Below are 13,826 nucleotides of genomic sequence, written 5' to 3'. Positions count from 1 at the left end.
AACGGGGCATCCATGAGCAAAATATCCAGCAAACAGTACGCGCTTTTTTTGATTGGCGTGATTGTCGTTTTGGGCGGTATCGTGTTGGCCAAAGGTGCGCTGTACGTTGATCGGTATGAGGTTGATGTGGCCCATTTGATCGACATTGTTTTGCGCATCAATATGGGGCAGGTGCCTCATATTGATATATCCACCCCGTTGGGTATCGCCGCATTTTATCCGATCGTTATGTTCACCAAATTGGGATTTGGCGTAGGCATGGCTTTTGCGAGTGCGCAGATTTTGGTTGCCGTATTTTTGCTACCAATTGTGATACGTGTTGGCCTGTCACGGTTGAGCGGTGTGTCTGCTTGGCTGTTTGGGTTGGTGAGTATGTCCATGGTTCTGGCACTGGTTTACGGTGCTGATGTCGCATCGCAATCAGCATCGATGTATTATAATCGATGGGCTTGGGCATTTGCCTTTTCCGCGACGTTTCTGGCCGCGATGCCCGCGCATAAAGGGATGGAACGCCCGCGTCTTGATGGGGTTTTCATCGGCGTGATGGTGGCCGTTTTGGCGTTGCTCAAATCGACGTTTTTCATCGCCTTTGCGCCTGTAATTTGTGTTGTGCTGATGATGCGTGGCGCGTGGCGGACCTTGGCCTATACATTGCTGTCTGGGGGCATCGTGGCGCTGGCGGTTTTAGCGATATTTGGTGTGGATCTTTATGTGGGTTACGTGCGTGATCTGTTGTCCGTCGTGCATTCGCCGACCCGCGCGGCCCCTGGTGTAGATTTGATTGAAATGCTCAATGGGCCACGCTTTTTCACTGCCACTGCGACGTTGCTTTTGAGCATTGTCGTCTTGCGCCAAAGCGGGCAGGGACGGGCCGGTTTGGTGCTTATGCTGTTGGTGCCTAGCTTTGTGTATGTGACATATCAAAACTATGGCAATGATCCAAAATGGCTTTTATTTTTGTGTCTTTATCTGATGGCGCACCGGCCACAAAGTGGTGTGCGAGTGATGTTCAATGCGCAAGCCCGCAATGCCACTACGGCTTTGGCGCTTGTGTGTTTTGCGCTAGGGGCCCCATCGTTTCAGAATATGATCACAAGCCCTTTGCGCCATTTCAGCGAAGATGTGACGGGGTATCAATTGCAATTGGACAACACACCTTTGGTCCGCGATGTCTGGGTGTACTCTGATCGCGTGTTGGTCTTGCGCGAACTCACGCCTGTTGTGGATCGACTGCCTGCGCTGGCGGATTACGGCAAAGCTTTGTACGATCCCGTGATATTTTTTGGTCAAAAACTGCCACGCTGCCAGATTGATGCGGGCGATGCGGTGATGCAAGCTTATATGGCGGACCGACTTAAGGAAGCGCCGTTTGGCTTTGGACCAGAGGCCCAGTTTTTCGTGACTGATATGTTTTCGATGACTTGGATGGCAGGCGGCTTTACACCGCTTCAAGGCGGCGCACCTTGGTATTATTCTGGCACGCCGGGTCTGGAAAATGCCGATGCAATTGTGATCCCGTTATGTCCGCTTAACCCGAAAACGCAAGCGGCAGCATTGGCTGCTATTGAGGCGACGGGTGTGCCACTGGAACCGGTCATCCGAGATGAGGTGATGTGGGTCTATAAGATCAAGAAATGATCTGATTTAAACGCTTTTCAAAGTTGAAAGGCTGCAAAGCCAAAATAGGTTACAAAGGTGCCTGCCAAGGCCAAGCCCATGGGGAATTTTTTATGATCCCAAGACACCCAGCCTTGTGTGGCACGGCGCACAAAGGGCAGGGCGCGAAAGGCACGGTGGGTGACAAAAGCCCCCAGCAAATAGGCACAAAACAAGGGCACAACAAAACGCGCATCTGCTGTAGGAATAAACATCGCCATCGCGGCGGCAAATTTACCATCGCCTGCGCCTACGCCCATAAACGCATAGGCAAAGATGCCGAACAGGTACATGCACACGCCGTGAGTAAAGCCCCAAAGGTAGGTTGGTAGCTCAAACACAAATGGGCCTATTACGACGTAAAGCGCGACCACCCCAAGCACGATGGCGTTGGGCAATTTCATACGTGATAAGTCATTGAAAGCGGCCAAAAGGCACAGAGGTGAGGTGAGCAGAAAAATCCACATCGCCGCAGTTTGATCGAGCGCCAACATCAGTTGGTGACGTTGTCTTCAAGCGCGCGCAAAGACCGAACGGCTGTTTCGAAATGCTGCGGGTGCGTGTCGATGGCTTCTTTGATCAGACCTTTACCGATGGTCACATCGCCGGATTTCACAGCAGACAGTCCCATCGTGTACAACAATTGTGCGCGCTCAGTTTGCGTCATGGTCACCACTGGCAAATCGTATTTGCCCTGTGCACCGCGTGACAAAACCAGATTATTTTTGGCGGTGAACAGTTTGGGGTCATAGGTGATCGCTTCTGCGAACAGGCGTTCCGCAGCTGTAAATTCACCGCGGGTCATTTTGGAATAACCCCAGTTGTTGAGCACTGACGACGGTTTTGTCGTTAGCCCCACGGCTGTCTCGTAAAAGCTATCGGCTTTTTGCCAGTTTTGATTGCTGTCTGCGATCATCGCTTCTAAGCGGTAGCGTTTGTAGGTTTCATGGGTGGGGGGCACTTGGTTGAGCTGCGCTTCTGCGCCCTTCCAGTCACCTGAGCGGATCAAAGCATCCGCCAAATCAACGTGGTCTGTGCTGGTCGCATCAGGGTGGCTGACAACATCTTTCCACGCCGATACTGCGGTAGAAATGTTGCCTGCCCGCACCAAAGATTTGGCAAGGCCGCGTTTGAATTCGATGCGATCTGGATTCGTTGAAAGCGCGCGCGTGAAGTAGGATACGGATTCATTGGGGTCCGCGGCTGACAACATCACGTCGTTGAGATTGCTCTCATCAATGACGTTGACAGAGGTTTGGGACCGTTTGACGTCACCAAAGGCGGATTTATCACATCCAGCCAAAAACACCGCACCCGTAAGGGTCAGCGAAATCATAATCACTTTGCGCATGGTGCCTGCCACCCTTTTATGCTCGTTTTACCTGATATCGGCCTTTTTGTATCCGATTGTCATCCCTTTGCGCAAACCGCATTGGGGGGGCAATCGCCACCGGGTTGATCCCGAGGTTCGATCAGCGCGCTAAGATCAGGTAGTCGCCTGTTCCTCGACGCACCAAGGTAAAATCACTCTCATTTTGAAGAATTGTATCAGGATTTTTCAGTTTTGCGAGCGCCAAGCGTAAATTGTCACGAATTTCGGCAGATTGGCCACTATCCAGCGCAAAGGCCATACGGAACACGCGCTCTGCTTCGCCGTAATTGCGTTGTTCCATCAAGACGACGCCCAAATTGTTCCACGCAGGAACAAAGGTTTCGTCAAGTTTGACTGCACGGCGCAAGATTTTTTCGGCCTGCCCCAAGCGCCCGAGTTTGAGATTGGCAGAGCCAATAGCTGACATCACATCGACATCCAGCCCACGGGTGCCGGCCGCGCGCAAATAGGCCCGCAGTGCCAATTCATATTCGCCCGACGCCATAAGCCTGTGCCCGACTGTCAAACCATCTACGGACTGGCCGTTAAATTTCACACCTGTGGGGGCATAGACCCCGCCCTTTTTCAAAGGTGATAATCGGTTCTGGTCGCCGCACCCCGCCAAAATAGCCAAAGCCAGCCCCGCTATTAGGATCGCACGGGCGGGCAAGAGGGCGGACAAAGGGGCGGGTTTTGGAGAATGAAATGAGAGATCGCGTGCCATGGGGGATGTTGTCGGGTGTGTCGTCAGGTGCATCGTCGCTTGCCTTTTCGTGTGGGCACGCGGTGCGCGCTACACAATCTGTAAAGGCTCAGAAGGTCGACGTCGAGAGCAAGACGGAAATGTCGTATATAGACGGGCCGATCAAAATGATCAAAAGCGGTGGAACGGTCAACATCATCGTGGCCAAAGTCATTTTTGTTGGCAAAGTGTTGGCCTTTTCTTCCGCACGCATCACCCGTTTGTCACGCATCTCAGAGGCGTAAATCCGCAAAGCATCGGCGATGGATGTCCCAAAGGCCTGCGACTGAATAAGCACGGTCACAAAAGACGTGACATCCGGCACGCCCGCGCGCTCTGCCATATCGCGCAACACGTTGATTTTGTCTTTACCGGCTTTGACTTCGAAGCTGACGATATCAAATTCATCGGCCAAAGCGGGAAATCCCGACCGAATTTCACGGGCCACGCGAATGATCGATTGATCCAAAGATTGCCCTGCTTCGACACAGACCAGCATCAGATCAAGCGCATCGGGGAAGCCGTTGGTGATCTCTTCTCTGCGTGTCTCAACGCGGCGGGTGATCCAGTATTTTGGCGCCATATACCCGATGCCAGCGGGCAGCAAAACGGTGAGTATCATCGACTGAGTGGTGACGTCAGCATTGCCGCTTTTGAGCACGGCCAGCAAAACACCAAATGCCAAAAGCCCAAGGCCCAAGGCGAATTGCGCAAAGTGATACATGCGCACAGCATTTTTGGATCGATAGCCCGCTTGGATCAATTTCAAATGAACGGCAGAGTATTCTTCTTCGTCTTGTGGCTCAAGAAATCCTGCGTATTTTTCAAGTTTGTCGGTCTTGTTGCCTTGGCGCAAATTGGCAGTTTTGGTCTCTTTACTGACGTTTGCTTTGGCTTCGCCACGCACCTGAGCGCGCAGGCGATCCAGTGGATCATCCCTTTTTTTGAGCAAGGCTGGCGCGGCGAATAAAATCAACACCACCCCCAGCACGCCCATCAAGATAAGCGGACCAAAAGGACCAAGCTGTTCGCCAAAGATAGCTGTGAAAAAATCGAGCATGATGTGTCCTTTCCTCTGTTAGACTTTGATGTCCACGAGGGAGCGCATGATGAAAATATTGGCGACCAAAAAACCAGCAACCACAAGGCAGGCAGGAATAAACACTGAGCTTTCTTTAACGCTGTCGTAGTAATCTGGTTTGGTCACCGCGATCATGAGAAGACACCCCAAGGGAAATAGGGATAGGAACATGCCGGACCATTTTGCCTCGGCTGTGATCGCTTTGACGCGGCGAAACAGTTTGAACCGTGAACGGATCACCTTGGACAAGCCGTCCAGCACCTCGGCCAAGTTACCGCCGGATTGCTGTTGGATCGACACAGCCACGGCCAAAAAGCGCATGTCTTGCATATCAAGCCGTTCTGCCATGTCTTTGAGTGCCTCGCCGACGTCACGCCCGTAAGCAGCTTCGTCGGCGATCACACCCATTTCGGTGCCCAGAGGATCAGGGACTTCTCTGGCCACGATGGTCAAAGCACTGGAAAACGGGTGTCCCACACGCAAAGATCTGACCATTAATTCAACGGCTTCTGGCAATTGTTCTTCGATCAAAGCAAGCCGTTTTTTGGCTTTGTTCGAAATCCAGATAAACACAGCAGCGATACCCATGCCCAAAGACACGCCAATACGGACAGGCACGGATGTGGATGTGCCAATTGTCAGACCTATAAAGGAAAGCATCGCTAAAAGCCCCATGATCATGATCAATTGCACGGGCGTGAAGGCGATATTCGCTTTCTGAGCTTTTTCAGCGAGAATTGAATAGAGCGGAATTTGGCGAGATTTAAGATGCTGGCCCATTTCCTTGCGCAGTTGGTTGAGCACCTCTTCGCGATTGCCGCCCTTTTCGAGCATCTCAAAGCGGCGGTTCACCTTGCTGTTCAGCGAGATGGATTTGCCGAATACCGTAAGATAAATACCTTCGACAAGCAAAAGCACGGCGATGAAAACGATGCCATAGATGATGGGTTCTGCTGAAATAACCATTGCTGTTCTCGTACTCTACTGTGGTTTCGTGGGTTCAAACAAAGAGGGCGGCAAGTCATAGCCCCACATTTTGAACCGTTCTGAAAAGTGGCTGCGCACACCTGTAGCAGTGTAGTGACCCAAGATTTTATTATCTGGAGTCAGGCCTGTGCGCTGAAAGCGGAACACTTCTTGCATCGAAATGACATCGCCTTCCATGCCGGTGATTTCCGTGATCGACACCATGCGGCGTGACCCGTCTTGCAAGCGCGACGCCTGTACGATCAAATTCACAGCGGATGAGATTTGTGATCGAACTGCCTTGAGCGGCATTTCAATGCCAGCCATGGCGATCATGTTTTCAAGCCGCGACACACCATCGCGCGCCGAGTTGGCGTGGATTGTGGTCATCGACCCATCGTGACCCGTGTTCATGGCTTGCAGCATGTCGATCACTTCTTCGCCGCGGGTTTCCCCAACGATGATCCGGTCAGGGCGCATCCGCAAAGCGTTGCGCAAACAATCGCGTTGGGTGACTGCACCTTTGCCCTCGACGTTGGCAGGACGGCTTTCCATCCGGCCCACGTGGGTTTGTTGCAATTGCAATTCGGCGGTGTCTTCGATCGTGAGAATGCGTTCGTCGTCGGCAATGAACCCGGACAGCGCATTGAGCGTTGTGGTTTTACCCGAGCCCGTCCCGCCGGACACGATCACGTTGAGACGTGTGGACACGGCAGCTTGTAAATAGGCGGCCATTTCTTCGGAAAAGGCACCAAATTTAATCAAATCATCAATCGCAAGCTTTTCTTTTTTGAACTTACGAATGGAAACGAGCGATCCATCCACCGCGATGGGGGACACCATGGCGTTAAACCGCGATCCATCAGCGAGGCGCGCATCCACGTAAGGGTTTGATTCATCAACACGACGGCCCACAGCGGACACGATTTTATCAATGATCCTGAGCAGGTGTTTTTCGTTTTTGAACACGACGTCGGACAGTTGCAATTTACCGTCACGCTCAACAAAGATTTGGTTCGGCCCGTTCACGAGAATATCGTTCACAGTGTCATCTTTGAGCAGGGTTTCGAGGGGGCCCAGACCTTTGACTTCGTCGAACAAATCTTGGTTCAAAATCATGCGTTCATCGCGATTCAACACCATGCCTTGTTCGGCCAAAAATTCGGTGGTGATGTCTGAAATCTCTTGTTTCAGCTCTTTTTCTGGCGCGCTGTCGAGAGCGGCAAGATTGAGATCTTCAAGCAGGCGTTGGTGCATCGATACTTTGATGTCCGAGATGCGTTCTTTGCGCTTGCGGTCTTTTTCTTCGGGCATCGCTTGAGCCGCGCGCGGAATGTCGCGGCGGTGCACTTTGGCTTGCGGCGCTGTGGGCGTTTGGGTCGGCGCAGGTGTGGCTTGTGGGGCAGGCGCACTGGTTTGTTGCGGCTTTGCGATAGGCCGCTCTTGTGTTCCATCAGTTTTTTTGTATCTCGAAAACATTGTGTTACCCTAACCTCACCCGTTTATCGGGCCTATTGTGCCGCTGCGCGCAGATCTTCGCTTTGACGTGCATGTAAGGATGCCGCGAGCTTTTGAATTTCTTTACGCAATAGATTTTTCGGGGCCTCTATCGCCAAAGGCAGGCCTTGATCATTTGATTGTAGGACGGCTTTGCCACCATCAGGCAGCTGAACTTCGACCGCGATATCTAAGCTTTCCGACATGCGCTTGATCCGGGATTTTGCAGACAGGTCCATGCCTTTTGGGGCACGATTGAGCAAAAATCGGAACTTTTCAAAGGGCAGCTCTTCGGCTTTCAAAGCTGATTTAAGACGTAAAATGTTCTGTGCGGACCGCATATCAAGCTCAAATGGTGAGAACATGATATCGGCTTGGCTCAAGATGATTTCGGACCAGTTGACCAGCGTGGAGGGCATATCAATGACAATATAATCAAAGTGATGGCGAGCCATTTCCATGAGACGTTCTAAATCTTGGTTCTCGATGAAATCGAGTGGCAACAGATCGGCCGGGGCGGTGAGGACCGACATTTTGTCGTTGAAATTGGTCAAAGCCTGTTTGAACGCTTCATCATCCATATGCTCTGTCGCGGACAAAAGTTCGTAAACAGCTTCGCGGCGCGGCAAATCCAAATAGGTGGACACTGACCCAAATTGTAGGTTCAAATCCATCAGCAAAACACGTGGTTGCTGCCCTGACTTTTCGACATTTGCCAATTCCCAAGCCAAGTTGACCGCCAGCGTGGTCGCGCCTGCACCGCCTGACATGCCAAAAACAGGTAAGACAATCCCATTTGCTGCGCGTGTCGACGGGGTTCCGGTGTCGACGAAATCTGAGGCCACGACCTTTTGTGGCGCATCCAAACGTGCGATGGCATCTTGCAATGCATTTTCAGGCAAAGGGTAGGGAATGAAATCTTCGGCCCCAAGTTGCAGTAATTGATGTAGCGCCATTGGGCTGACTTCATCTGCAATGAGAATGACCTTAACATCTTGCGCTTTGGCGGATTTGATCAAGTCTGCGATGACGGCAAGCATGCTTTCATCTTGATGATCAATCGCCACAGCGACAAATTTCAGCATCCCAGATTCGGGTTGGCGGAAAAATTGTCGTGCATCTTCAAAGCTAAGATCGCCCCAGGATTCACCCAGTTCGGTCTCCATATCTTCGATCAAAAGATCGAAATTCTGAACATCTCGCGAGATTGTACACGCGATTAATTGATCTTGTTCAGTATGCAATGCAGTTTCACTCGTCATTGCTGCGTCCTTTTTACCTTGGAGCGCCAAAGATTTAGAGGGAATACTGTTAACACAATGCCCGCCCTGTGACCTATGGCGCATGTCACCCGACTCACTGTCGGACGAATTGCTCCTATTAGGTATAAGGTGACGGGCAATATGGGCAACAATAGGGCCAAAATAGCATAACAATTCGCTATTTAAGAACGGTGACTACTCTGAAATCTCTGAAGCGCCAAAGTTAATAAGCTCTGAAGGCGCGGTCGCGCTGGCTACATATTCGCGGTGAATGATGTCGGCATAATTGCCATCCATGATCAACGGGTTGCTTTGGACAAAGCCAGAAACTTCGGTCACGGTGCGACGATTGCGGCGTTCTGGGGCTTGTGTGGCGACCAAAGGCTGTGTTTCGCCTTCTGAAATCACCGCTTCGACGCGGGATTTTGAAATACCGTTGCGGACAATTTCGTTTACGACAACACGAGCGCGGCGCAGGCCGAGTGATTTGTTATAGCCTTCTGATCCCACAAGGTCGGTGTGGCCAAAGACGCGAAAGCGCACTTCGGGGAATTGCGCCATATAGGCGGCTTGTTTTTTGATCGTGGCGCGGGCTGGTCCGTCAAGAATGGCGGAGTTGAATTCAAAGTTCACTGTGGTGTCGACTTCGGCTGCGAATCGTTCGTTGAGGTTGATGGCGTAAGACATTTCACCATTTTGAACCAAAGTGTTGTGCAGTGTCGCGTTGCCAAACGTGCCATTATCCATGTATCCGCCAGCTTCTTGGGTCCAAGACGAAAAGACTTTTGAATCTGAACAGGCGGTGATCGCGATAAGACTGGTTACAGCTAATGTGAGTTTGATATGTGCGCGCATGATTTTACTCCATCACGTAGCCGTAAGAACCGGAAAAGTCTTGTTTGGCAACTTCTGCAGCGGCACCGCTTTTGGGGCGATCGTTGCCACCATAAGTTTTGCCAAAGAGGAACAATTCAGATTCTGTTGGGATTTTCACGCGATCCGTTGGCAAAGCCAAGGCCTGACCACTCGTTGGTGTGACCAGATGCGGGGTGACAATGATGACCAGTTCTGACTGCTTGCGAGAGTAATCGGCAGAGCGGAACAAGGCACCCAAAACAGGAATGTCGCCAAGCCAAGGCACTTGGCCTGCGAGGTCTTCGAAATCATCTTGCAAAAGGCCGGCGATCGCAAAGCTTTCGCCATCCCGCATTTCGACGGTTGTCGATGTTTCACGACGCTTAAAGGAGTTTACGGAAAATCCGTCAAGATTGTAACTGATGGTTGAATCGACGCCTGATACAGCGGCTTTCAGTTCCAGATTGATTTGGTCGCCATTCACAACGCGTGGAATAAATTCCAATTCAACGCCAAATGGTTTGTATTCAATCGTGATGCCTGTGTCGCTGGCCACAGGAATGGGATATTCACCGCCCGCAAGGAATTTCGCTTGTTGACCTGACAAAGCTGTCAGGTTTGGCTCGGCGAGGGTGCGCACGATGCCTTTGCTTTCCAAGGCTTCAAGCAGGACTGAGATTTCTGTGCCGCCCAAAGAGCCGCCAAATCGGAATGCCCCGTTTGTGCCTGACTTAGTGGTGACTCCGCCATTGGTTGCCATTGCCGCTGCGCTGTTGTCTGAACTCAAATACGTGCCAGTTGACGATCCAAAATTCGTACTTGAGATATTCAGTGACGACGACAGGTTTTTCGACACAGCGCGCGACATTTCTGCAAAGCGCACTTTTAGCATCACCTGCTGGGTACCGCCGATGTTCATTAGATTGGACACGCGGTCAGGCGCATAGCGATTGGCCAGTTCAACAGCGCGTTCCATGTTGGTGATCGAAGAAATAACCCCAGATAGAACGATGCCGTCGTTTGCTGTACGCACCTCAATGGGTTCGTTGGGCATGATTTGACGCAAGCGTTCTTTGAATTCGGAAATATCTGGCGTGACTTGGATTTGAACGTTGGTGATCAAAGATCCGTTCGGGGCCAAAAGCGTCATGGTCGTGAGACCAGGGGAGCGCCCGAGCACGTAGATAGACCGATCTGACAGCGTAGAGATATCTGCGATTTCGGCGTTAGCCACCGAAATTTCCGCAAAGGGCTCATCACTTTCAACAACGACCGCGCGGTTCATTGGGACATTCAACGCGCCTGATGGCGATCCGGTCATAACGCGCAGTTTGTCCGCAAATGCCGCGTTCGGCACCATATTTACAACAGCGCAGCCAAGCAGAGCTGCTTTAATAATATTCAACATTTTCATGTGACCTGCCTTTGATGATCACGCCTCGACATGTGGGTTCTAGCGACCCTCTTGGCGCTACCATGCGTCAGAACCAGTTTTTTTGCAAGAATCAATCGGTTGGCAGCTCTGGATGATGTGGACAAGTCACAAATTCATACCTTTTCACGTCTAGGTTGTGTGTCTTGACTATAAGATTGGCATAACAAAAGGCGCCACTTTGATTGTGAGGCGCCTTTAAAACTTTGTGTGATCGTGGCTTTACGCCGGGGGAGTGTCGTTTTTGGCCCTCAGTCGCTGCAGGGGATTGGTGTTTCGACAAGTTCAGCCCCTTTGCGGGTGCGCACTGTACATATGCGTCTCGCGGCGGGCGCGATCACTTGTTCGACGTCAGCAATCCCAAGCAAGGTCTGTTGATCGATTTCGACGCCGCCAATCACCGCGTCATCATTGCGCCCAACAAGAGACAATGACAAACGACCAGAAGATTGCGCTTGCGCCAAAGAGGCCACCTGCGTTGGTGAAATTTCTACGGTGACAGTGCGCGCAATCGTTGGAGAGGCGCGTTCGCCATCGGATATTTGATCGACAGCGACCAAAGGCACAGACTTTTCGATCAATTTGGTCACTTCGCCCGAAGACCGACCCGGCAAGCTGCCCGTCCAGTACACATCGACTTTGTCCCCTGGGCGCAAGAACCCAGAGACGCCCGTTGAAACATCAACGCGAATTGCAAAGGCCCGCATGCCCTTGCCAAGGCGTGATGACACGCCAGCGTCTTCGCCCGGCTCGGTGACTTTGACCGCGAGCAATGGTTCCATCGCTTCTATCGTGCGTAACGCGATGCGCGGTTGGTCTAGACCGTCAGGGAACAGCTCTTCTTCGGTGCGATATACACCTTTTGGCATGCTGTTTACGGGCCACTGTGTGAGTTTGACAAAGTCAGGTTCAATCGCATCGCCATACGAAACTCTTTGGGTCATGACGTAAATGTCTTCTGTTTTGATGACATCTTGGCGCAATGATTTTTCATGATTTAATTCTGATTGGTATGTCGAAAGGTATCCGCGTGTCATTTGTACAGCAAAGCCCGCGAGTGCCATTCCGACCAAAAGTACCAGTCCAAAAATTATACGCATTTTTACGTCCTTTTAACTCGAGTCTTACCGCGGGCATCCTATCAGTTGTTACAAAATGATAGAAAAATGTGGCGTTTTGGTGGTGTTGTGGCGGCACAATCAGGGATTGTATAGACACCTGCGGCAAAACGCACCGTGATACAATGACATATTTTCACGCCAATTGAGTGTTTCATCCATTAGCTAGAGATACACAAATAAAGAACCGCGCCAAGATGACGCGGTTTTTTATATTTCTTAAAAGCTTTGTGACCACACAAGGCTAATGATTAGTCGTCAAGTTGGCCGTCCAAAGCTGTTGAGATTTGATTTCCCAAGTTTTTTGTACCAGTTGATACTGTTGCGAGAACTGCAACTGCGAGGCCAACGATTGCTGCGGTCAAAACAACCCAGTCAACAGTCACTGCGCCAGCTTCGTCTTCGTTGAAGTTTTTGTAAAGTTTAAAGAATTTCATAGTGTGACCCTCCAGGGTATATTTATTGTCCACGTTTTAGCGTGTTCAGCTAGCGGTGTTTCCCGTACCGCGTTGTGTGCCTTGACGCTTTCGATGTGGCTATATGGCCTTAGAAGTGGGGCAAGAATTGGGCAAGAATAGTACAATTTTGGCACTCATAAAATTTGAACGATTAAAATCTTTAATACATTGATATCAAAGGATATTTAAAATTAACCTTTTTTCATTAATTTGCTTGGTACCGTAAACCATGTGACACGAGGCACAGATTCGATGCTAATTCCAAGCGAAACACTGGTCGAACGCCCGTATTTTTGCGAAACAGGAACGAATATTAAAGATGATTCCAGTTATAGGTCGAACATCTGAATGAATGGTTATGGGAAAACTTTCGTGCGATGCGTGCGCCAATTTGTGAACACGTCTCTTTGTGTGACTGTTTTGTGCATTGCCAACAGCACCGCGCCGGAGCGCGCCATGGCGCAAGGATTGTCTGTGAGTAACTCAACGGACCTTTCTACGGGTCTTTCAACAGGCAGCCCAACAGGATCGACGGTTGGCAAATCCAGCACAAACACCCCCAAGCCTTGGCCCAAAGTGCGCTCGCGTCGTTTGACGCCCCCAAAAACAGGGGCGCCGCCCAAGATAGATGTGCAAATTCGCCCGAGCGCTCCACGTGCCCCAAGTAGCCCGCAAAGCCCCGCAGCGCCGGGGGCACCTCAGGCGCTTGGCACCACTGCGTCAGCGGATTTACAAGATTGGTATTGGAACGCGGTGCCGCATGATTTGTTTGGCGCTGGCCCTGAACGCTTTTCTGCTGCTTTGGCGGGGCTGAGCCATGCAAGCGCTGCCACATTGTCCAAACCCACGTTTCAAATGGTGACGGATTTGGCCAATGCCTATGGGCGCGATCTTTTGATGTATTCCATCGGCACGGATGTCAGCCCCGCATTGGCGTTGGCGGTCATTTCCGTGGAATCTGCTGGCAAGACTGACGCGCTGAGCGGGGCAGGGGCACAAGGTTTGATGCAGTTGATCCCCGCGACAGCCGCACGGTTTGGGGTGAGCGATGCCTCTGACCCCGCACAAAACATTCGCGGCGGGATCACGTATCTGGATTGGTTGCTCAAAGAATTCAAAGGCGACGTGATTTTGGCGTTAGCTGGTTACAACGCTGGCGAAAACGCGGTGAAAGACAACAAAGGCGTGCCGCCTTATTCCGAAACCCGCACATATGTGCCGAAAGTTCTGGCGGCTTGGCAAGTGGCGCGGGGCCTATGTGTCACGCCGCCTGATTTGTATTCAGATGGCTGCGTGTTTGCGACACAGGCCCTGCGTTCGGCCAAATAGTTGACACTCAATTAAACGTACTACAGCGGACATAACGTGTGTGCTTTGTGGTCGTGCA

The 13,826-nt window shown here is 51.3% G+C and carries 13 protein-coding genes; 2 read left to right on the top strand and 11 right to left on the bottom strand.

What is annotated here, in order from left to right; all coding sequences use genetic code 11:
• Positions 1-12: 12 nt before the first annotated feature.
• Positions 13-1,638, top strand: coding sequence for a YfhO family protein (locus BM025_RS01130; RefSeq protein WP_139204522.1), 1,626 nt, complete (start codon positions 13-15; stop codon positions 1,636-1,638).
• 17 nt (positions 1,639-1,655) lie between these two features.
• Here the strand turns inward: BM025_RS01130 and BM025_RS01125 are convergent, their stop codons facing one another.
• The 11 genes from BM025_RS01125 to BM025_RS01075 form a co-directional block, all read right to left on the bottom strand.
• Positions 1,656-2,123, bottom strand: a complete 468-nt coding sequence (locus BM025_RS01125; RefSeq protein WP_085847565.1) for an A24 family peptidase — start codon at positions 2,121-2,123, stop codon at positions 1,656-1,658.
• 26 nt (positions 2,124-2,149) lie between these two features.
• Positions 2,150-3,007 (bottom strand): tetratricopeptide repeat protein, encoded by an 858-nt coding sequence (locus BM025_RS01120; RefSeq protein WP_085847317.1) that lies wholly within the window; start codon positions 3,005-3,007, stop codon positions 2,150-2,152.
• A gap of 121 nt (positions 3,008-3,128) precedes the next feature.
• Positions 3,129-3,785, bottom strand: coding sequence for a tetratricopeptide repeat protein (locus tag BM025_RS01115; protein ID WP_244515379.1), 657 nt, complete (start codon positions 3,783-3,785; stop codon positions 3,129-3,131).
• Between the two features lie 55 nt (positions 3,786-3,840).
• Positions 3,841-4,830: a type II secretion system F family protein gene (locus BM025_RS01110; protein ID WP_085847318.1), complete on the bottom strand. Its 990-nt coding sequence runs from the start codon at positions 4,828-4,830 to the stop codon at positions 3,841-3,843.
• An 18-nt stretch (positions 4,831-4,848) separates the two neighbouring features.
• Complete coding sequence (locus BM025_RS01105) at positions 4,849-5,817, bottom strand: type II secretion system F family protein (protein WP_170842078.1); 969 nt, start codon at positions 5,815-5,817, stop codon at positions 4,849-4,851.
• A 15-nt stretch (positions 5,818-5,832) separates the two neighbouring features.
• Positions 5,833-7,296 carry a TadA family conjugal transfer-associated ATPase gene (locus tag BM025_RS01100; RefSeq protein ID WP_085847319.1) on the bottom strand — a complete coding sequence of 488 codons (1,464 nt, stop codon included), beginning with the start codon at positions 7,294-7,296 and terminating at the stop codon, positions 5,833-5,835.
• A gap of 32 nt (positions 7,297-7,328) precedes the next feature.
• Positions 7,329-8,576, bottom strand: coding sequence for a CpaE/TadZ family protein (locus BM025_RS01095; RefSeq protein ID WP_085847320.1), 1,248 nt, complete (start codon positions 8,574-8,576; stop codon positions 7,329-7,331).
• Between the two features lie 195 nt (positions 8,577-8,771).
• Positions 8,772-9,431: an OmpA family protein gene (locus BM025_RS01090; protein WP_085847321.1), complete on the bottom strand. Its 660-nt coding sequence runs from the start codon at positions 9,429-9,431 to the stop codon at positions 8,772-8,774.
• A 4-nt stretch (positions 9,432-9,435) separates the two neighbouring features.
• Positions 9,436-10,845, bottom strand: coding sequence for a type II and III secretion system protein family protein (locus tag BM025_RS01085; protein ID WP_085847322.1), 1,410 nt, complete (start codon positions 10,843-10,845; stop codon positions 9,436-9,438).
• Between the two features lie 269 nt (positions 10,846-11,114).
• Entirely contained in the window at positions 11,115-11,963 is an 849-nt protein-coding gene (gene cpaB / locus BM025_RS01080; RefSeq protein WP_085847323.1) for a Flp pilus assembly protein CpaB, read from the bottom strand.
• A gap of 269 nt (positions 11,964-12,232) precedes the next feature.
• Complete coding sequence (locus tag BM025_RS01075) at positions 12,233-12,418, bottom strand: hypothetical protein (RefSeq protein ID WP_085847324.1); 186 nt, start codon at positions 12,416-12,418, stop codon at positions 12,233-12,235.
• Positions 12,419-12,913: 495 nt separating this feature from the next.
• On the opposite strand from BM025_RS01075, the gene BM025_RS01070 reads away from it, so the two are divergent.
• Positions 12,914-13,768: a lytic transglycosylase domain-containing protein gene (locus BM025_RS01070; protein ID WP_244515377.1), complete on the top strand. Its 855-nt coding sequence runs from the start codon at positions 12,914-12,916 to the stop codon at positions 13,766-13,768.
• The last annotated feature ends 58 nt before the right edge of the window (positions 13,769-13,826 follow it).

It is taken from the genome of Pacificibacter marinus, assembly GCF_900109555.1.
GTDB lineage: Bacteria > Pseudomonadota > Alphaproteobacteria > Rhodobacterales > Rhodobacteraceae > Celeribacter > Celeribacter marinus_C.
The sequence above is the reverse complement of the archived record's forward strand: the minus strand, read 5'-3'. Positions and strand labels throughout refer to the sequence as shown.